The organism is Paenibacillus sp. NRS-1781 (assembly GCF_050467745.1).
Classification (GTDB): domain Bacteria; phylum Bacillota; class Bacilli; order Paenibacillales; family Paenibacillaceae; genus Paenibacillus; species Paenibacillus terrae_A.
Genome location: NZ_JBITPI010000005.1, coordinates 58,857 through 80,241, shown reverse-complemented (window position 1 = coordinate 80,241; position 21,385 = coordinate 58,857). Strand labels below are relative to the sequence as shown.

The window sequence follows — 21,385 nt, the reverse complement described above, 5'->3', positions numbered from 1 at the left end:
TCTCAACCTGCCGTGGTTGCTTTCTCGGTCTTTTTCAGCCACTCGTGCATGGCCTCTATAACCGGATACTTCAAATCATCGCTAGCAAGTGCAAATTCAAGTGTGGTCAAAATATAACCAAGACGCTCACCCACGTCGTAGCGTGTTCCTTCAAAATCGTAGGCGTACACGCGCTCGCTTTGATTCAGCTTTTGGATGGCATCGGTCAACTGGATTTCGCCGCCCGCCCCTTTTTCCTGAAGATCAAGATATTTGAAAATTTTAGGTGAGAATACATAACGGCCCATAATAGCCAGATCGGAAGGCGCTGTGCCTGGAGCCGGTTTTTCTATAAAATTATTTACCCGATACAGACGTCCGTCCTGTTGATCCGGTTCAATGATGCCGTAGCGATTCGTGAATTCCTGCGGTACCCGCTGTACACCGATGACGGAATTTTGAGTTTCCTCATACTGATCCATCAGCTGACGCAGGCAAGGCTTCTGACCTGTTACGATATCATCACCCAGCAGTACGCCAAACGGCTCGTCCCCGATAAAGCGCCTTGCGCACCATACCGCATGTCCCAGACCTTTGGGTTCTTTCTGGCGAATGTAGTGAATTTCTACTCCCGAAGAACGCTGAACCTCTTCCAGAAGCTTCAGCTTGCCGTCCTCCAGCAGCTTCGATTCCAACTCAAATGCGTTGTCAAAGTGATCCTCAATCGCACGCTTGCCTTTGCCCGTTACGATAATAATGTCCTCAATACCGGAAGCAATTGCTTCTTCCACGATATATTGAATTGTGGGCTTATTGATAATCGGAAGCATTTCCTTAGGCATTGCCTTGGTCGCAGGAAGGAAGCGCGTACCCAACCCTGCTGCTGGAATAATGGCCTTTTTCACTCTTTTCGTCATCGCACTCATTCTCCTTGCTTCATCGAATTTTGGTGTTGCTTACTTCACCTGATTCATCACAATTCCAACCAGTGTCGCACCGGCCTGATCCATGAGTTGCTTTGTTTTGCGTAAATCTTCCCGTTTGGTCCGGGCGTGTCTGGCGACGAGAATCACACCATCCGTCAAGCTTGCGACCAGCCGGGCATCCGTGTAGTTCAGCGCCGGAGCCGAGTCGAGCAGTATGATGTCATATTCGCGTTTTAGCTCCTCAAGCAGCTCCACCATGCGTTCACTGCCGAGCAAGTCAGCCGCATTGTACAAGGTGTCTCCGCCGGGAATAATAGACAGCTCCGGCACGCCATGTCTGACGATGGACTTGGAAGCAGCTCCACCGCGCAAATAAGCCGTTAAACCTCCGGTATTCTCCAATCCGAATATCTCGTGCAACGCTGGTGTATGGAGATTGCAATCCACCAGAGCCACCCTCCTGCCTTCTTGTGCAAAGGAAACGCCGATGTTGGCGAGCAGCGTTGTTTTGCCCGCTCCACTTTCTGGCGAGGTCAGCAGCAGAACCGTCCCGCGGTCCGTCTGCGTGATGACCTGCTGCCGAATGTATGTACGGAGGGAACGGAAGGATTCCGAGACATACGATGAAGGGTTGCTTTCTGTAATCAACATGTCATTCAATCGCAGCATATTTACGCTCCCCTACCCGTTCTTTGGAATTTCCGGCTGCGCCGTCGATGTCCTTCTTACGAATGACCGGGATGGATGCAATCACCGGAATACCGATGTCCGCATCTGCCTCTTTATCCGTGCGCAGCGTACCGTTGATGCTTTCCAGAAACACAATCGTGCCCAGTGCAATCATCAGCGATACGAGAAAGCTAATCGCAATATTCATGAGCGGATTGCCATTGATCGGGTCAGGATTGGCCCGCGGGTCCGCCTCATTCAAGATTTTCACATTATTCAATTCCATCAGTCCCGGAACCGTCTGCACGAATTTCTGGGTTACCGCATTGACAACAGCGGCGGCCTGTGGATAACTCCCTGCCTCAAACGTCAAGCCGATGACCTGACTTTTATCCGAGGTTTTGACCTGTAGCTTTTCTGCCAGCTTTTGCTGCGTCAAGCCGAATTCGGGATGAGCCGTTACGACAGCCTCCATAATTTTGGGTGAAGTGAGAATTTGCTTGTAGCTTTCCACCAAATTAAGACTTGTGTTGACGTCGTTCAGATTGTTGCTTCCCTGCTTACCGGAAATATGGTTAACCAGCAGCTGACTTGAGGCGGAATAGACCGGCTTCACGACATTGTTGCTCACAAAGTAAGTCGTTACGCATGAGAGAATGACAAAAATCGCAATCAGCCACAATCTTTTTTTGATTAGGACCAGATAATCCAAAATGGTTTTCTCCACAAAAATCCTCCCTCCCATACTATTTTTCTTCTTATTTTAATGATGATCTAATTGTAACAAGCTGCTGTGGGAACGACATGGACCCGGACGGCACTTTCTCCATCACTACAGGGGGATGAGTTTGTATACTTTTGGCTACGGCATGGTATACTTTTGTACCAGTCTTAGTTGATTATGGAAAAATAAATCGAAAAAAAGCCCCAAAACCACCGAAGCTGGTGATTTTGAGGCTTCTTCTGTTACTCGGTATATAAACTGAACTGGAAAGCTACATGGGCGCACTGTCCAGTCGGACAGGCATTCCATCGCCACCTCCTTCAGCGGTTCACACGCTAGATGTCCTTGGCTCGTACTTCGCCAGCCCAATCGCATTGGCATACAACGCTGCCTGCGTCCGATCCGCCAGCCGCAGCTTGGCCAAAATCTGACTGACATGCTTTTTGACTGTAAATTCGCTGATGAATAACCGGGATGCAATTTCACGGTTGCAGGCTCCCTGTCCCAGCTCGACCAATACTTCCTTTTCCTTAGGTGTCAGGTCGTCTGTCAGATTGCCAGCATCCTCCCGCAGCTTGTTCTCCAGAATAGCAGGATCATAATATTTGCGTCCTTTGTTGACAAGATGAATCGCGTAAATTAGTTCCTCAGGCAAAGCCTCCTTGAGTACGTAGCCGTCCACAGAAGCTTCCTCCGCTTTCAGGAAGTCTTCTCGTGTGGCCGAGGATGTCAGCAAGATAAATTTGCTTCTGAACCCGCGTCCGCGTGCTATTTTGATAATATCCAGACCTGATTCGTCGGCAAGCTTCAAGTCCAGCAGCACCAGATCCGGGTCGGTTTCCTCGATAACCAGAAGTGCTTCCTGTTGATTCTGGGCCTCTCCCGCAAACTGAACATTGGGCTGCATGGATATAACCGCAGCGAGTCCTTTCCGTACTAAAGGATGATCATCGACAATGACAATTTTCATGATTCGGCCTCCTGTCTACAGTTCAGGATTTGCATAATCCCTATGTATCCGATTGTTACCGCAGATTTTTTGTATTGCAGGATGTTCACACATCTTTATTCATAAGCATTTACCGGAATGGACAATCGGATCTGTGTTCCCTCACCGATTCGACTAGAAATATCAAATTCACCTCCCATTGATTGAGCTAAATATTCCATATTCATCATGCCCAGGCCACTGCCTGCGCTGACCACCTCACCCCCTGCAACCATTCTCCCCGTCTCGAACCCTACACCATCATCATGAATAGACAGTCTAATCACTTGGGGCGTCAATTTTAACTTTACATCAATCCGTTTCGCCAGCCCATGCCGGATTGCGTTACCTGCGGCTTCGGATATGATACGAAATAAAGCCTTTTGATACAAGTACGGCAGTGAAAAATGATCCCCATGAATATCAAAGTCAATCTGTACATGATTCAGCTTGGACAGCGTATGCAGATGGCTTTTCACTGTTCCTAACCAAGTCGGGCCCCCGCTCTTTTTCGAGCTTAAGCTATGAATGGCCCCTTTTAGCTCTCTTACTGCCTGATTGGCGGATTGCTGAATCAGCTCAATTTGTTCCTCCACCTGCTCCTTCGACTGATCATGCCATGTCTGCCGAAGTGAATGCGTCGCGTACACAATGCCAAAAAGACTCTGTGATACATTATCATGCATTTCATTCGCAATCCGGTTCTGCTCATTCGTCACAATCAACTGATTTTCGATACGCTCCAGCTCATAGCGCTCCAAAAACACGGCGCTCAGCTCAGCGAGGAATATCAGTTGCTGAACGAGCCAGCGCCTTCCCGTCAGACTTTGATCCGGGCCCAGCTTGAGTCCGATGGTCGCTACAAAACGAGTCGTCATCGGTACCGTGATCATGAGAAAATCGCCCCATTCCGGCAGATGCCTGAAAAATGGCTCCCGCTCTTCCCTGAATTCCTCACGATAATTCCCCAGCTCCTCGAATAGCTGCTCCTCTTCCTCCACCGTCCAACCTGTCTGACTGCTCTCCGGCGCATCCTCCTCCTGACTGTCCAACCAGAAAAACGCGCGGCTCTGCTTCGTCAGCTTAACCGTGTAGTCCGAGATGACCTGCCCCAGATTCAATGCCTCGTTGTGGCTGGTCGTCTCCATGATGTGGTAAATCGACTTAATATGCTCCATCGTCTCATTAGCTTGCTCCTTCGCCATCTTCAACTCATTCTTCATGACACCGATCACCTGCATCGCCATCGTGGTCACAATCAGCACCAGAAATAAATTCGCATTTTGTAACACCATATCCCACAAAAAATATTGACCTGGTGTAAAAAAGATATAACAAAATGTGAGTACCAGGCCGATATAGGAAAGAAGGAGCGTCCAACTGTACCTCATAGAAAGATGAGCACAAGCCACCAACATAGGAGTAATCACATACCATTTGAACGGACTATCCATCCCTCCCGTCGGGAGCAGCAACAAAATGATCCCTGCGGTTTCCAGAGCAATGCAACATTTCAGTACCATATCATGAAGTCTGTACTTGCGGTAAATCCACGTAAATAATGTAACAGATAAAAATAGAAACACAATGAGTAATAACTTCTGCCACACGATTAATCCGGATGATTCGAACAGAAATACAAGCGACGTTAAAGATACTGATACATACCTGTACAAAAAAATCATTTGGTCTTCTGCTGACTTCTTCAACTTCATCCTGTCACCCTATTCTGTGTTTTGAAGTGACGATGGGCATACTAGATTTGCATGTGTACTCTAAAAAAATCATAACCAATCCAAAAATAAATAACAAGACATAAACTCTAACGTAAACGGTTACATTCCAAAAAAAATGACACTTTTTATAACATATTTACCGTTTCAGGAAAACATTTTGGGGGTAATGTCAGAAACTATAACGTTTGTCAAGGACATAAATCATGTTTTCAAGGAACTAAAAAAGGGACTTGCTGGTACTACCGTGATCTTAACAACGGTATTCAGCAAGTCCTTTTTTAGTGAATTTGGTGAGGGGCTTCATTAACCCCCGGCACGCGCCAGTTCACGCATATTGGCTTCAAATGCAGCCAGCAGAGCCTCATCCCCGCTCAAGCCGGTCGCCTCTTCTTTTTGTATCTGTTCTACCATACGCTTGTAATCCTTTGGAATCACCCGTACAAACTGCTGAATCGCAGTCTGCCAGTCATCCAAAATACGTTGTCCAGCTTCACTGCCTGTGTACGTGACGTGGCGCTGAATCAGACCGCGCAGATCCGCTGCTTCCGCAGGGTCTTCCACGCCTTCCAGCAACACCATTTCCAGGTTACAACGGCTCAGGAACGTCCCCTGAGGGTCATAGACGTATGCAATGCCTCCAGACATCCCGGCTCCAAAATTACGTCCAGTCTCGCCAAGTACAGCTACACGTCCGCCTGTCATATACTCACAGCCATGATCGCCGACACCCTCGACGACGATACGTGCGCCGGAGTTCCGAACGGCAAAGCGCTCTCCTGCAATTCCGCTAATATAAGCTTCCCCGCTGGTCGCTCCATACAAAGCCGTATTTCCGATAATAATGTTCTCTTCTGCCTTAAAGGTCGCTTTGTGAGATTTCTTCACAATAACCTTACCACCGGATAGCCCTTTACCTACATAGTCATTGCTGTCGCCTTCAACGCTCAGCGTGATGCCCTTCGGAATAAAAGCTCCGAAGCTCTGACCTGCTGATCCGATGAAGCTAAAGCGAATCGTATCCTCAGGCAAACCCGCCGCTCCGTACTTGCGGGTGACCTCGCTGCCCAGAATCGTGCCTACGGCCCGATTCACGTTCGTTATAGGCATGGTGGCCTCTACAGCTGTTCCGTTCTCCAACGCCCCAGCAGCCATCGGTACGAGCCTCTGCATATCGAGTGTTTCTTCCAGCCCGTGGTTTTGGCGTTGTACGCGGTAACGTACACTGCCGTCTTCCAGCTCAGGAACATGCAGCAGCAAGCTCAGATCGACGCCTTTCTTCTTCCAGTGCGAATCGGCGTTCACGGTATCCAGACAGTCCGTACGTCCGATCATTTCCTGAATCGTGCGGAAGCCCAGCTCCGCCATAATTTCGCGGACATCTTCTGCGATGAAACGCATAAAATTCACCACATGGGCAGGATCGCCCATATAATTTTTGCGCAGCTCCGGATTCTGTGTAGCCACACCAACCGGACAGGTGTCCATTTGGCATACCCGCATCATAATACAGCCTAACGCCACAAGCGGCGCTGTAGAGAAGCCATATTCTTCTGCACCCAGCAGGGCAGCTACCACCAGATCGCGGCCGGACAGCATCTTGCCGTCTGTCTCCAGCACTACACGGTCGCGCAGGTTGTTCAGCATCAGCGTCTGATGCGTTTCGGCCAGACCCAGCTCCCAAGGCATACCCGCATGGCGAATGGAGCCTTGCGGAGAAGCCCCTGTACCTCCGTCATAGCCGCTGACCAGAATAATGTCAGCACGGCCTTTAGCCACTCCTGTTGCAATCGTACCTACGCCCACCTCTGACACCAGCTTCACGTTAATGTCAGCACGCGGGTTGGCGTTTTTGAGATCGTAGATCAGCTCTGCCAAATCCTCGATAGAATAAATATCGTGATGCGGTGGCGGCGAAATCAGTCCCACGCCCGGCGTAGAACCACGTACCTCAGCCACCCAAGGATACACCTTGCGTCCTGGCAGCTGTCCGCCTTCGCCCGGCTTCGCGCCTTGCGCCATTTTGATCTGAATTTCGTCAGCGTTCACCAAATAATTCGACGTTACACCAAATCGACCTGATGCCACCTGCTTGATCGAGCTGCGGCGAGAATCGCCATTGGCATCCGGAATGAAACGTGCAGGGTTTTCCCCACCTTCACCTGTGTTGCTCTTGCCGCCGATACGGTTCATCGCAATCGCCATATCCTCATGCGCTTCCTGACTGATTGAGCCGAAGGACATAGCCCCCGTCTTAAAACGACGCATAATCGATGCAGCAGATTCCACTTCTTCCAGTGGCACAGACTTACCCGCAGGCTTCAACTGAAGCATGGAGCGGATCGTCAAATGCTGTTCCGTTTCACCCTGCACCAGCTTGGCGTATTTCTTGTACAGCTTATAGTCCCCCGAGCGAACCGACTGCTGGAGCAAATGTACCGTCTGCGGATTAAACAAATGCTCTTCTCCATCGTTACGCCATTGATATTCGCCACCTGAATCCAGCACCTTGTCGTTACCGTCCTTGTCAGTAAAAGCACGATTGTGGTGAGCCAGCGCTTCCACCGTGACTTCCTCCAGACCGATACCGCCAATGCGGGAAGGTGTCCAGGTGAAGTAGCGATCAACGAAATCCTGTTGGAGACCTACGGCCTCAAAAATTTGTGCTCCACGGTACGACTGAATCGTGGAAATACCCATTTTGGACAATATTTTAACGACACCCTTAGTGGCCGCTTTAATATAATTTTTAATTGCTTTTTCATGCGAGACACCGCGCAGCAAGCCCTGCTGAATCATGACATCCAGCGTTTCGAAAGCCAGATACGGATTAACCGCACTCACGCCGTAACCAAGCAGCACCGCGTAATGATGAATATCCCTCGGCTCACCGGACTCCAGCAAAATACTTACACGTGTGCGTGTACCCTGCTTGATCAAGTGGTGATGCAGGCTGGAGACAGCCAGCAACGCCGGAATGGCTGCATTCTCTGCATCCACTCCACGGTCGGACAGAATCAGGATGTTATGACCCTTGTCAATGACACGATCAGCCGCCTCAAACAGTCCTTCGAGTGCCTTACGCAAGCCTTCTGCGCCCTCCTTCGCTTCAAAGAAGATCGGAATCGTCATCGACTTAAAGCCTGGACGGTGTACGTGACGAATTTTGGCAAATTCCTCATTCGACAGCACCGGTGAATCCAGACGAATCTGACGGCAGCTTTCCGGTTCTGGATGCAGCAGATTGCGCTCAGGTCCAATCGTAGTTGCCGTGGACGTTACAATCTCTTCCCGAATGGCATCAATCGGCGGATTCGTGACTTGCGCAAACATTTGTTTAAAATAGTTGTACAAACGCTGCGGACGGTCAGACAGCACCGCCAGTGGAGCGTCATACCCCATCGAGCCAATCGGTTCCGCACCTGTGAGCGCCATCGGCTCCAGTATCTTGCGCAGCTCTTCAAACGTATAGCCAAAAGCGAGCTGAAGCTGGTTCACATTCTCATGCTTTGGCTCCGGCTGCTCCAGCGCTTCCGGCAACTCATCCAGATTGACCAGATGCTCATCCAGCCATTCCTGGTAAGGCTCCTCGGAAGCGATACGCTCCTTCAACTCTTCGTCGGAAATGATGCGGCCCTCCTGGGTATCGACCAGCAGCATCCGTCCCGGACGAAGACGATCCTTGTACAGTACATTTTCAGGAGCAATATCGAGTACACCCGCTTCTGAAGACAACGCGATCAGGTCATCCTTGGTTACATAGTAACGTGCAGGACGCAGGCCATTACGATCCAGAATCGCCCCGATCTGAACACCGTCTGTAAACGCCATCGCAGCCGGTCCGTCCCATGGCTCCATCATCGTGCTGTGATACTCATAAAATGCCCGTTTCTTCCCGTCCATCGTCTCGTGCTTGTTCCAAGGCTCCGGCACCATCATCATGGCTACATGAGGCAGGGAACGTCCACTTAGATACAGAAATTCCAGCGTATTATCAAACATGGCTGTATCTGAGCCATCCGGGTTAATGACCGGTTTTACCTTGCCGATATCTTCGCCAAACGCTTCACTTTCAAACTGGGCCTGACGTGCATGCATCCAGTTCACGTTGCCGCGCATCGTGTTAATTTCACCGTTGTGAATCATAAAACGATAAGGATGCGCACGATCCCAGCTCGGGAACGTGTTGGTACTGAAACGGGAATGGATCAGCGCAATCGCCGATGTCACCCGCTCATCCTGCAAATCCAGATAAAATTTGCCTACCTGCTCGGTTGTAAGCATACCCTTGTACACCACTTTGCGGCATGACAAACTTGGGATATAAAACGACTCACGGTTCTGGTCCTCTTCGTTATAGCGAATGGCAAGCTCCGCCCGTTTGCGAATAACATACAGTTTCCGTTCAAAATCCAGCTCTTCGTTCAAATCGCTGCTGCGACCGATGAACACCTGACGTACGCCCGGTTTGGCCGCTTTCGCCGATTTGCCCAGCATTTCGTCATAGGTCGGAACATCACGGAAGCCCAGACAGTTCTGACCCTCATCTACGATAATATCTCTCAGCTTCTGCTCATGAACTTCACGAACCTTTGGATCATTGGATACAAAAAGCATACCCACGCCGTAATGTCCGGCCTTTGGCAGCTTGAAGCCCAGTCGCTCCGCTTCCTCTTGAAAAAACTGATGCGGCACCTGAATCATAATCCCCGCTCCGTCACCGGAGTTCGGTTCACTTCCCTGACCGCCCCGGTGCTCCATATTGACGAGCATGGTCAAAGCCTGACTTACGATATCGTGCGATGGTTTTCCCTTGATGTGAGCAACAAAGCCCATGCCGCAGGCGTCTTTCTCGAATTGGGGATCGTATAATCCCTGTTTGGGTGGTAAACCTGTCTGTCTCATGGAACGCAACCTTTCTGTTATAAAGTCATGCTGGCCTGAAATACAGGCGACCGAATAGAAGACAGTGGCAACAAGAGGTAACTCAAAGAAAAAACTACGAGGATTGGAGGACAAAACATGTGACGTATTCAAGGCGGTACGGTCCGCCGAATGCGAATGCTTTTCAATAATTATGCACTAGCTTGACTTGAAAAACACGTCGGATCTACTGATGAATCTAATTAGTTCTATCATTTTATCATCGACCTACCATGTTAGCAATTCAAAGTTTTTATGATTGTGATAATAAATCTTTTACATTACAGCTTCAACGTGAAGTTGCAAGAATATACCGTTTTTATGTATAAATATTCACTTCAAAAAAATCCAGCCTTTCCCATTCCCAAAGGAATAGAAAAGGCTGACAGAGGATATCTATTGAACATTCTGGCGCTCCGACATTTGCTCGCAATTTGGCAATGCGGGTTAAAATTCGAGGCTTTCGCCGGGATTCAGGGCTGTTCCCTTAATCCCTTCTTTGTTAAGACGGTCACAGAAGGCGTTACCGTCCTGCTCGATCCCCGGAAATGTATTGTAATGCACAGGTATTACGCGGCTTGCCCGGAGCCATTTGGCTGCCAGCAGTGCATCCTCCGGTCCCATGGTATAGCCGTCACCAATCGGTAATACCGCAGCATCTATCGAGTTGGTTTCACCAATGAGACGCATATCGCCAAACAGGGCCGTATCGCCAGCATGGAAAAATGTTTTGCCACCTATGGTCAATAAAATGCCCGCAGGCTCACCCATATATATCGTTTGTCCATCCACCGTTAAAGAGGAGCTGTGGAACGCAAGTGTGAATTTTACATGGAAGCCGTCAAATTGGTGACCGCCGCCCAGGTTCATACCGTGAGCCTTGGCTCCCTGAGATGAACAATAGTTAGCCAATTCCGCCACCGCGATTACAGGGCAATCGTTGTGCTTGGCAATTTCGATAGCATCACCAAAATGATCCGCATGACCATGCGTCAACAGCACTGCATCCACCTGAATATCCTCAGCTTTTACTACCGCTTTAGGATTCCCGGTCAAAAAAGGATCAATAATAATCCGTCTGCCCTCTTCCTCCACCAGCACAGCTGAATGCCCGTAATATGTGATTTTCATATCATCTGCCACCTCCATTTTCACTTTCAGAACCTAGGTACCTTTCCATTACCCATTATACCTCTTTTTGCATACAAGCTTCACCTGTACACGAAAAAATACGTTCACCAAGCTGAACCCAGTTGTTAGAAAGGGCTGTTATTCGTAGAAGTATTCCTTTATTTGTAAAAGGTATGATGACCGATTGTTTTCACCTTGGTACGCGAATGATGAACCGTAAGATCCTGAGCCAACGTCAGCGACAGGAAAAAACAGGTATTATCAGGCACGGCTTTATGGCCATTCAAAGCAGCCGTAACCGCACGAATGCTGTCCTGATTGGGCTGAACACGACGAAGACGCCCGTTCGCAACCGGACTAAATTGTGCTTTTTGATAAATCACTGCCTGAATCGTATCGGGAAATGGGGCTGACCGCAGCCGGTTTAAGACAACATTGGCAACTGCCACTTTGCCTTCGTACGGTTCGCCTTCTGCTTCTGCCATGACTATTTTTTGTAGCAGAAGCAGTTCTTTAGCGGAGACAGGGTAGCTCCAGGTAGACAACGCCTTGTCATCCTGAGAGAGCATCTGTGTCTTCGTAAAGTAGATGGTTGTAGGAGGGGTAAGAATTGCGGACTTGCTATGCTGGACTTCAGGCTTTTTCACACCGGTTGCAACATTGCTCCGGGCTTGTCCCGCCTGCTTCATCTGGGAAGCGGGTAACGGAGTCGGCATGATTTGTTTCCAGCTCGGCTGTCCATGAGCCTCAACAAAGATGGGACTTGTCCTGTTTGACCCCTTATGGGTCCCCATCCTGTCCCCGTGTGAAGAAGCCGAAAAATTCCCTGACCAGCTCAGAGATTGCATAGGTGCATTTTTATGATTTTTTTGTGTTTGTTGAACCTCAGCGTAGAGGCCTACCCCCAATATACAAACAAGCAGCACACTCAAAAGAGGTGCAAACCAACGATGTTCTTTAACAATTTCCATAATGTTCCTCCTGTTAACTTTAGGCACATTCTCAGATATGTAACCCAAAACGCGCCTTTTGAATAGCGCTGAAATACTATATCACTAAATTTGCTGATAGATCAAGGGTTTCACCTTAATAATGGGATCGTTTGAATTATTTGGTACATCGGTTTTTGGCCCATTCGGGTCGCGTACAAAACAAATTCTCCCACTTCCCACGGCTCGCCTATCCGGTCATTGGACTGAAACATAGACGCCGGAATAGGCTCCTGCCCTGTATACGAACGTGCTACTGTGATATGGGGCCTGTAAGGCCGTTCCTCGGGCTTAAAACCAAGTGGTTCGGTAGCCTCAACTATGGATTGATGGAGCTGGTTCAAAGAATCCTTCTGCCCCGTAACTCCCCTCCATAGCACACGCGGAAATCCATCTCGTCCAAAAGTCCCCGGTTCGCCAATGCCGAGAGTGAACGCGGAATGTGCAGCCGCCGCCTGAAATAAAGCCTGTTCCAGTTCCGATATATCTTTGGTCGCCACATCCCCCAGGAACTGAAGTGTCACGTGGTAATCCCTGAAATCGGTCCATTTGCGAAAAGAAAGCTCGTTAATATCCTGTTCCACCCAGCGGCTCAGCTCCTTCTTATGCTCGCTCGGGAGAGCAATCGCGGTAAAAAGTCTCTGTGTTTGTGCTATTTGTGGTACTACCGGCGGTACTCCATTCATCGTCATCGTCTTCCTTTCTCCCTAATCAGAGCTATAGTCATTTGTTGTTATCTATGGTGACACAGCAAACTCGTCTTTGCCCACATTTATGCAATCTTTCCGCCAATCTGTTATCCTTGAAGGGATGATTCATCAGAATATATTGGAAAGCTCCAAAGAATCAAAAGCCGAGGAGGTAATGAATCATGGGAAACATCGTCAGTTTACACCAGCTTACCGCAGAGCAAGAAAGGCAAGTTCGTGCAGCGGCTCCGGGCTATGAGCTGATCATTGGTAAAGCCCAAGAGCTGGAGCCTGAACAAATCCGACAGGCAGAGGTCATTTTAGGCTGGTCCAAGCATATTTCCGAAGCGGCTTTGCAGCCAGACAGCAAGCTGAAATGGATACAGACCTGGTCGGCGGGTATTGATAAGCTGCCACTAGCAGAGCTGGAAAAGCGTCATATTTTACTCACCAATACAAGCGGCGTTCATGCCATTCCGATTACGGAGCAAATCTTTGGGATGCTGCTGTCGCATACACGGTATTTGCAGCAAGCAGCTCTCTTGCAGCGTCAGAAAACATGGCAGCCACCGGAAGGCGACCTGACGGAATTACGCGGAAAAACGCTGCTGATTACGGGCGTGGGTGAAATCGGACGTGAAACGGCGCGGATTGCAGAAGCCTTCGGCATGCGAGTGATCGGGGTCCGGCGTACCGGCAAGGATGCCCCTCATGTGAAGCGCATGTATACAACTGAGCAATTACATGAAGCGCTGGGAGCAGCGGATATCGTGGTGAATATTTTGCCGTTCACCGAGGAAACCCGTCATTTCTTTGACGAAAAGGCATTTGCAGCCATGCGTAAGGGAGCCTTCTTCATTAATGTAGGTCGTGGCGGCACTGTCCATACGGATGCACTTGTACGCTCTCTGGAGCAAAAGCATATTGCCTTTGCCGGACTGGATGTATTCGAGGAAGAACCGCTACCCGTGTCGCACCCCCTGTGGAGTCTGGAAAATGTCCTGATCACGCCGCATATTGCAGGCGACACGGACCGCTACGCTGAACGGGCGGTAGATATTTTCCTCACCAATTTTAAAGCCTATGCAGCCGATCAGGAGCTGCCGCTGAATTTGGTCAACTATAAAACTCAGTATTAATAAACCAATTACTCACAGATCCATATTTCCCGGCTCATACCTGTCTTGTGTATACGGCATTGCTCCGTGAGGGTCCAGCCTGACTCGGACAGCAATGCTGCCATCGGCTCCGTGCTTACGACTACCGCTCGTGCGGCCAAGCGCCTCAGGCTGCGCAGCATCTGCTTTTGCTCATCGGCAGGGAGCACGGAGCACAGGTTATAGGGCATATCCAATATGGCCGCATCATAGGTTCCCTCCAGCAGATTCATATCTCCCAGCTTCACCAGATCCTCTTCATATCCAAAATGACGCAAATTCACGCGTGCCCCGCGTACCGCCAGCGGATTGATATCACAACCGCGAATATCTTTTCCCATGCTCAATGCTTCAATCATCACATTACCCATGCCACAGCACGGGTCCAGCAACTTCAATCGGCCCCCATCTATATCCTGTGCTGCTATGTCATTCACTGCTAAATTCACAAGCGCTTTGGCTACCAGCACGGGGAGTCCGGTGGAATAGTTTTGCGGCTTATGACGGCGCTCCAGCCACGATCTGTCGCTGTATATGCACTTGCCGAGCAGCCACCGCTCTCCTACCCGTATGACACCCAGGGTGACATCCGGTTCCTTCATTTGCGCCTGTCCTCGAATACGTGCGCCAATGCGTCTTTCTATACCGCGACGCTCGTCATAGTCGACCACGTTGTCGCCTTCCTTGAGGCACAGGACCTTGAAGGTCTTCCCTTCTTCAAGATGAATTGCGGAAGCTGCTTCGCATAGCTCATCCAACGTACCCGCATCTGCGGTCACATCCAGCCGAAGATGGATGAACGGGCTGGTGCCCGGCTCCAACCGCCGATGGGACAGCAGCATGGAATCATGTGCAGGCGGCTGGCCGAACAAGCTTTTCAACTCCAAAAGACACAGCTCTCGCTCGGTTTCATGACACGCGTAGGTATATATGTATCTTTGCATATTCATAGCAGAACTATTTATTTCATATTTGTTCATGTCAGATCTCTTTTCATTTGGAATCGCAGCTAGATTTTACGGCCTCCGCTATAAGACGGTAGGATTGAAGCCGTTGCTCATAATCGGGAATGGGTGTGACCAACAAAAATTCATCATTATCGTACTCAACCTGCAAGCCGCGCAACCGTTCGGCAACATCCGATGGTGTTCCCACCAGCCAATTAGCCCGCATCGTCGGGTCACCCATCGTAATCTGTGCAGCCCACCGCTGCGCCTGTTCATCCGTAGGGGCACATATGGCCCCTACAGCAACCATCGTACGAGGCTTATTCATTCGTTTGGACGACTGAAAGTCGGAACGGTACATGCTCAGCATTTCACCTGTATCCTGCTCACTCATAAATTGACCGAACACATAACCAGTTGAATACCGGGCGGCGTATTCGGCACTTTTACGATTTGTACCCAGCATCCACAGCGCAGGTGGCTGTTCAGGCATCGGGCGGGCAAACACGCGCACCTGCTCATACTCGTAGGTACCTTCCAGCAAAGCCAGCAGCGCTTCCATCGTCTGTGGCAGTTCAGCCACATGCTGGAGAAAGTTGCCGCTCAGCGCCATCGAAGCATGTGGTCCTCCACCGGGTGCTCTCCCGAGACCCAGCTCGACTCTGCCCGGATATAGAGCCGCCAGCAGATGAAACCATTCTGCGACCTTGGCCGGACTATAATGCGGAAGCAAAATAGCCCCTGCCCCCAGCTTGATTTTCCGGGTCACTGCCCCGATGTGAGCTAGCAGCACTTCCGGACTGGAGGAAGACAGCCCCTCCATATCATGATGCTCCGAGGTCCAGTAGCGCGTATAGCCCCACGCTTCCGCACGTCTCGCCAGCTCTCTCGCCCATTGAACGGCCTGCTCCGGTCGGTTTCCGGGCAATAACGGCACCATATCCAGTACCCCCAAATTCAGTGATTGGGCAGATACAGACTGAAAACCCATAGATATTCCCCCCTTCTTTTCCATACTTAAAAACCAGTTTCTTCTACTATATAGGGTTATGCATGAAATGTTAGTCCAGATCGTAAATGGAACCCACCTTCAAACCATACAGCTCATTATAGATTTTCTCGGCAAAAGCATCGGTCATCCCTGCAATATAATCAATGACCATATGCTCCCATGTCCAGATCGGCTTTGCCTTGCCCTGATCACGTTCAAAGCGTTGAAGCCAATCACTCGGAATAATGGACTTGGATGTCACTGGATCTAGAAAAGCCAGCCACAGCCGTCTGAGCATCCATTCACTCCGTTTTTGCAGCCGCTGCACGCGCAGATCACGAATCATCGTGACCCAGGCAAAGCTTTTCAGCACACTCACGGTGCGAAGCATGTCGAGATCCTCGCTTCCATCCCGTACAAAAGTAACCTTTTTCCAATTGCCTACATCAATTACACCCAGGCTGCTGACGAACAAACTAACCCAGTATGCTTTCACCTCACGCCGGGTGCGGGAATAATCGTGTTCACACATCGGCATCTTTCCATTCCATACCTTCAAAAATTCGCTAAGCACAGCCGCCACCTTCTGTTCGATCTGAGCCAGCTGCCAGCCTTGCCAGAAGCTATCCTCCAACGTGGTGATTTTTTCTGTAATTAGACGGATCAAGTACGGATCATACAAAAAATGCTCGTGCACCTCAATTTTCCCTGCCTTAATTCCGTCCTCCAGATCATGCGCGGAATAGGCAATATCGTCGCACAGGTCCATAAGCTGGGCCTCCAGCGTCTTTTGACCATCAGGAATTCCCCAATCCTCGCGAATGGAACGAATGTATTCCCACTCATGCAGATACATCCCTTTTTTATTCCAAATCCCCGGATACGGGTACTTGTTGATCCCCAGTAAAACAGCGTCCGACAAATTCAAGCCATCTACGTTCTCACGCTTCTCCAAAAACATAATGAGTCGGAAATTGTGTGCGTTCCCCTCAAAATGCTCATAGATTTGCCGCTCGCGTGCATATGCCTCCAGCCCCTGCTTGGAATCAGGCGTGAAGCCTCCAGCGGCCGCTATCTTTTCCACCTTCGTCTTAATCAACTGATCCAAAATGCCGTCCAGCACCTCTTCGCCCTTGTGTCCGAACGGTGGATGACCAAAATCATGTGCAATGGATGCACATTCCACCACCTCGGGATCAATAATCAGCCCGGCGTTATCCGCCTGCTCCAGCTCAACCTCGGGATGCCGCCGCAGTAAGCTGCGTGCCGCTTCCCGTGCAATCTGCGCCACCTCCAGCGAATGCGTCAGCCGTGTGCGATAATAATCGCCCGTGCCTGCGCCAAATACCTGAGATTTGCCTTGCAGCCGACGAAAGGTCGGTGAATGGATCAATCGGGAGTAATCCCGTTCATATGCTGCCCGTGAAGCGTCGCTTCGTATCTGTTCCGGAAACTGCCGATGCTCTCTCTTGTTTTGCCGTGTCATAAAGCCCACTCCCAACGTACTCAATTGGAGTGATTATACATTTTTTTCACGTCTTAGGAAAGGTGACATGACTTTAATGGAAAATATTGTATGTGATAGTTGAATGAATCGAGTTCATAACACGAAAAATGTCATATGAAAAAGGTGTTCCTCCAGCCATTAGGATTCAGGCCGGGGAACACCTTTTTTATTAATATTAGAAGCATATAAGCTAAACTACTTTTGTTCTAACGCTTCGCCCTCGGGTCCAGCACATCGCGCAAGCCGTCCCCCATCAGGTTAAAGCCCAATACGGTCAGCATAATGGATATACCGGGAAAAATAACAGTCCATGGCGCGTTCTGAATATATTGGCGTGAATCCGACAGCATTTTCCCCCACTCCGGCTGAGGAGGCTGTGCGCCCAAGCCGAGAAATCCAAGCGCTGCCGCTTCAATGATCGCCGTTCCAATTCCCAGCGTGCCCTGTACGATGATTGGTGTCAGGCTGTTCGGCAAAATATACCGGAGTATGATTCGCACATTATTCGCCCCAAGCGCTCTGGCAGAAGTGATGTATTCCTCGGTTTTGACACTAAGCACTTTGGAGCGGACCAACCGTCCGTATGTCGGCACGTTGACGATAGCAATAGCATACAGTGCATTTTCCAGGGAAGGTCCTAAAATAGCAACGATAGCAATCGCCAGCAGAATCCCCGGAAACGCCAGTAAAATGTCGAACAGCCGCGAGATGATCATATCTGCCCATTTTCCATAAAATCCCGCAACTAAACCTAAAGCCGTTCCTACGATCATCGAACCAATGACGGACAAAAAACCGACCCACAACGAGATTCTGGCCCCATACAGCGTACGAGTCAGCAGATCCCGGCCGAGATCGTCCGTCCCGAACCAATGCTCTGCGGAAGGAGGCTGCAAGCGCCCCACTAAATTCTGCGCTTTATAGTCAAACGGAGCAATCCACGGCGCGATCAAAGCGATAATGACAAAGAAGATAATAATGCTGAGGCCGACAAGCGCCATTTTATTGTGTTGGAAAGCCCTCCACGCGTCTCTCCAAGGGCCGGAAACGACAGGAACATGCGCCAGCGTATGGCGTGTCGTCGGTATATTGTTGGGTTCCATCGAAAATTGTGACATCGGACAAGCTCCCCCTTGACCCATTGACGACTTGATTACTGATAACGGATACGCCGATCCAGAACCGCGTACAGCAAATCGACAATCAGATTAATGATGACGAACAGGAACGCAATGATCAGAATCCCGCTTTGAATGACAGGATAGTCACGCGAGCTGATCGCTTCAAAAATGTACCGTCCGATGCCGGGCCATGCAAAAATGGTCTCTGTCAGCACCGCGCCACCCAGTAGCGAGCCGGTCTGAAGACCGATGACGGTAAGCACGGGGATGGCGGCATTTTTAAGTGCATGCTTGTACACGACTTGAAAAGATGCCAATCCCTTCGCCCGCGCCGTAAGGATATAATCCGAATCCATAACCTCCAGCATGCTGGAACGGGTAATACGCGCAATGACCGCCATCGGGATGGTTCCCAGTGCGATGCTGGGCAAAATTAAATGCTTGATGACCGTCCATACCTGCTCCATACGTCCACCAATCATTGCATCAATAACCGCCAAATGTGTCACCGCCTCCACCGGATCACGGGAATTCATGCGCCCGATGGAAGGTAGCCAATGCAGCTTATTGGCAAAAATCCACTGCTCCATCAAGCCCAGCCAAAAAATCGGCATCGACACCCCGACAAGGGCAATGACCATGCTGACATAGTCGAACCAGGAATTTCGCTTCCAGGCGCTCACGATACCCGCGTTCATTCCAACAACAATGGCAAAAAACATACTCGCCACCGTCAATTCCAATGTAGCCGCCAGATAAGGCAGCATTTCCCGGGCAATCGGTTGTCTGGTACGGATCGAATCACCCAAATCGCCATGGGCCAGCTCGCCCAGGTAAGTTCCATATTGCTGCAACCACGGCTTGTCCAGACCCAACTGCTCACGTAGGGCCTGCTTGGACTGCTCTGTGGCCTTGTCTCCCAGTATCGTTTCCGCCGGATCACCCGGAATGGCATGAATAATCGAAAAAACGATGAGCGTCATGCCCAGCAATACCGGAATCAATACGACCAGTCTTTTTACAATATATGAGTTCATACCAGAATCACCGCCTGCTTGCGCTTGAGCTATTTGGACTATTCAAAATAAACGCTGCTATACGATTCAATACCTCCCGGAGCAGGCACGAAGCCCTTGAGATTTACTTTACCTGCCATCAACGGTGTACTGTGAACCAGTGGAATCCATGGCGCATCCTGTTTAATAATGACCTGCGCTTGCTTGTACAGCTCAGCACGCTTGTCCTGATCGACCTCAACCTGTGCTTTTACCAATACTCTGTGCAGCTCCTCATTGACATAAAAGCTACGGTTATTGCCCGGAATCGTATCCTTGTCCAGCAGGGTGTACAGGAAGTTATCCGGGTCGCCATTATCCCCGTTCCATCCCAGCATATACAAATCATCTTTCTGGCCCGCCTTGACATCATCCAGATAAGTGGCCCATTCCGGCGATTGGATGTTCACTTTCACACCTATTTTTTCAAAATCAGCTTGAATGGCCTCCGCTACCTTTTTACCGTCAGGCATATACGGACGAGATACAGGCATCGCGTAAAAAGTTAACGGCTCGGTAAGTCCGTTAGGGTAGCCCGCTTCTGCCAGCAAGGATTTAGCCTTATCCAGATCGTAGGTATAATCCTGAATGCTATCGTTATACCCCCATAATGTAGGCGGCATTGGATTGACCGCAGGCTTGGCCTCTCCCGCAAACAATGCATCAATAATGGCCTGCTTGTTCACCGCATGATTAAGCGCCTGCCGCACCTTGGGATTATTGAATACCTTTTTCTTCAAATTAAATCCGATATACGCCACATTAAAGGATGGGCGTTCTATTTTTTGCAGTTCATTATTGCCTTCCAGCTGCTTCGCATCGTCCGGGTTCAGATCCTCCATCAGGTCAATTTCTCCATTTTGCAAAGCATTAAATCGCGCGGTATTGTCGGGAATAGAACGAACAATGATCTTGGCCAGCTTCGGCTGTCCCTCTTTCCAATAGTTTGGATTTTTCTCCAGCGTGATGGTATCGTTCCGCTTCCATTCCTTAAATATAAAGGGTCCCGTACCGACCGGATTGCTCTTGAAATCAGCCTTTTTTTCCTGAATAGCCTTAGGGCTGGCGATACTAAAGGATGGCATAGCGATATTTTGTAAAAAAGGCGCCTGCGGCTTGGTCAGTGTAAATTGAACCGTATTCGCATCTACCGCTTTGACCTCCTTGATCACCCGACTCCCTTCTGGGCCGAACATGGAATCATAATAATCATACGAGTCCCCTTCAAATTTGTATGGACTTTTCGGATCAGACCAACGGTTAAAGTTAAATGCAACGGCTTCTGCATTAAAGTCGCTTCCATCATGGAATTTTACACCTTGACGCAGCTTGAACGTATAAACTAGTCCGTCCGGTGATACTTCCCAGCTCTCTGCAAGCCCCGGCTGAATCTCCGTAGTGCTCTCCTTGTATTCCAGCAGGGTATCGAACACCTGCATCCCGATTTTTAGCGATTCACTTTCGGTCACAATCGCAGGGTCCAGCGCCACGGAATCGCCACCGCGTCCATAAATTAATGTATCCTGCGCGCCCTCTCCTGCGCCGCCTGGCGTTTTTCCTGCCTCCGGTTTTGCGCCTTCATTGGAACCTCCACAGCCGGAAAGTGCCAAAACAGCCCCCAATGCAAGCACCAGCAGGACGGTCCAGGCTTTGTTTTTTGCGTACTTTTTGCTCATACAGCAGACCCCTTTCACACCTCGTATATTGTTAGTTCGTTGATACCAGATGGATGTTTAGAAAACCTTTATGATCTAATGGACACAGCGTCCACATTAAACCTCATGACACACAGATACGTAAGCTGATACAGCAAATAGCTATCACCAATCGTAAGGTATAAGCGAATGATGGCGCTG

The 21,385-nt window shown here is 49.7% G+C and carries 16 protein-coding genes; 1 reads left to right on the top strand and 15 read right to left on the bottom strand.

What is annotated here, in order from left to right; translation table 11 throughout:
- Window positions 1-2 precede the first annotated feature (2 nt).
- From galU to thpR, 9 genes are all read right to left on the bottom strand, one after another.
- Entirely contained in the window at window positions 3-896 is an 894-nt protein-coding gene (galU, locus tag ACIFO6_RS01410; RefSeq protein ID WP_014280252.1) for a UTP--glucose-1-phosphate uridylyltransferase GalU, read from the bottom strand.
- A gap of 39 nt (window positions 897-935) precedes the next feature.
- Entirely contained in the window at window positions 936-1,574 is a 639-nt protein-coding gene (locus ACIFO6_RS01405; protein ID WP_430037238.1) for a CpsD/CapB family tyrosine-protein kinase, read from the bottom strand.
- Complete coding sequence (locus tag ACIFO6_RS01400; RefSeq protein ID WP_430037235.1) at window positions 1,558-2,301, bottom strand: YveK family protein; 744 nt, start codon at window positions 2,299-2,301, stop codon at window positions 1,558-1,560. Before ACIFO6_RS01400 ends, ACIFO6_RS01405 begins: the two co-directional genes overlap by 17 nt.
- A 325-nt stretch (window positions 2,302-2,626) precedes the next feature.
- Window positions 2,627-3,268 carry a response regulator gene (locus tag ACIFO6_RS01395; protein ID WP_430037233.1) on the bottom strand — a complete coding sequence of 214 codons (642 nt, stop codon included), beginning with the start codon at window positions 3,266-3,268 and terminating at the stop codon, window positions 2,627-2,629.
- Between the two features lie 95 nt (window positions 3,269-3,363).
- Window positions 3,364-5,001, bottom strand: a complete 1,638-nt coding sequence (locus tag ACIFO6_RS01390) for a sensor histidine kinase (RefSeq protein ID WP_430037231.1) — start codon at window positions 4,999-5,001, stop codon at window positions 3,364-3,366.
- Window positions 5,002-5,325: 324 nt separating this feature from the next.
- Window positions 5,326-9,924 (bottom strand): glutamate synthase large subunit, encoded by a 4,599-nt coding sequence (gltB, locus tag ACIFO6_RS01385; protein WP_430037228.1) that lies wholly within the window; start codon window positions 9,922-9,924, stop codon window positions 5,326-5,328.
- Window positions 9,925-10,389: 465 nt separating this feature from the next.
- Entirely contained in the window at window positions 10,390-11,073 is a 684-nt protein-coding gene (locus ACIFO6_RS01380; RefSeq protein ID WP_430037226.1) for a metal-dependent hydrolase, read from the bottom strand.
- A 158-nt stretch (window positions 11,074-11,231) separates the two neighbouring features.
- Window positions 11,232-12,044: a cell wall hydrolase gene (locus ACIFO6_RS01375; RefSeq protein ID WP_430037224.1), complete on the bottom strand. Its 813-nt coding sequence runs from the start codon at window positions 12,042-12,044 to the stop codon at window positions 11,232-11,234.
- Window positions 12,045-12,154: 110 nt separating this feature from the next.
- Window positions 12,155-12,748 carry an RNA 2',3'-cyclic phosphodiesterase gene (gene thpR, locus ACIFO6_RS01370; RefSeq protein ID WP_430037405.1) on the bottom strand — a complete coding sequence of 198 codons (594 nt, stop codon included), beginning with the start codon at window positions 12,746-12,748 and terminating at the stop codon, window positions 12,155-12,157.
- 185 nt (window positions 12,749-12,933) lie between these two features.
- On the opposite strand from thpR, the gene ACIFO6_RS01365 reads away from it, so the two are divergent.
- A complete protein-coding gene (locus ACIFO6_RS01365; protein WP_430037221.1) occupies window positions 12,934-13,890 on the top strand; it encodes a D-2-hydroxyacid dehydrogenase in 957 nt (318 codons plus the stop codon).
- 8 nt (window positions 13,891-13,898) lie between these two features.
- Here ACIFO6_RS01365 and ACIFO6_RS01360 read toward each other — a convergent pair whose 3' ends face one another.
- From ACIFO6_RS01360 to ACIFO6_RS01335, 6 genes are all read right to left on the bottom strand, one after another.
- Window positions 13,899-14,888 (bottom strand): RNA methyltransferase, encoded by a 990-nt coding sequence (locus ACIFO6_RS01360; protein WP_430037218.1) that lies wholly within the window; start codon window positions 14,886-14,888, stop codon window positions 13,899-13,901.
- 13 nt (window positions 14,889-14,901) lie between these two features.
- A complete protein-coding gene (locus ACIFO6_RS01355; protein ID WP_430037216.1) occupies window positions 14,902-15,846 on the bottom strand; it encodes an MsnO8 family LLM class oxidoreductase in 945 nt (314 codons plus the stop codon).
- Between the two features lie 70 nt (window positions 15,847-15,916).
- Window positions 15,917-17,332 (bottom strand): deoxyguanosinetriphosphate triphosphohydrolase family protein, encoded by a 1,416-nt coding sequence (locus ACIFO6_RS01350; protein WP_430037213.1) that lies wholly within the window; start codon window positions 17,330-17,332, stop codon window positions 15,917-15,919.
- Between the two features lie 227 nt (window positions 17,333-17,559).
- Window positions 17,560-18,471, bottom strand: a complete 912-nt coding sequence (nikC, locus tag ACIFO6_RS01345; protein ID WP_430037211.1) for a nickel transporter permease — start codon at window positions 18,469-18,471, stop codon at window positions 17,560-17,562.
- 35 nt (window positions 18,472-18,506) lie between these two features.
- Window positions 18,507-19,511 carry an ABC transporter permease gene (locus ACIFO6_RS01340; RefSeq protein ID WP_430037210.1) on the bottom strand — a complete coding sequence of 335 codons (1,005 nt, stop codon included), beginning with the start codon at window positions 19,509-19,511 and terminating at the stop codon, window positions 18,507-18,509.
- Window positions 19,512-19,549: 38 nt separating this feature from the next.
- Window positions 19,550-21,205, bottom strand: coding sequence for an ABC transporter substrate-binding protein (locus ACIFO6_RS01335; protein WP_430037208.1), 1,656 nt, complete (start codon window positions 21,203-21,205; stop codon window positions 19,550-19,552).
- Between the last annotated feature and the right edge of the window lie 180 nt (window positions 21,206-21,385).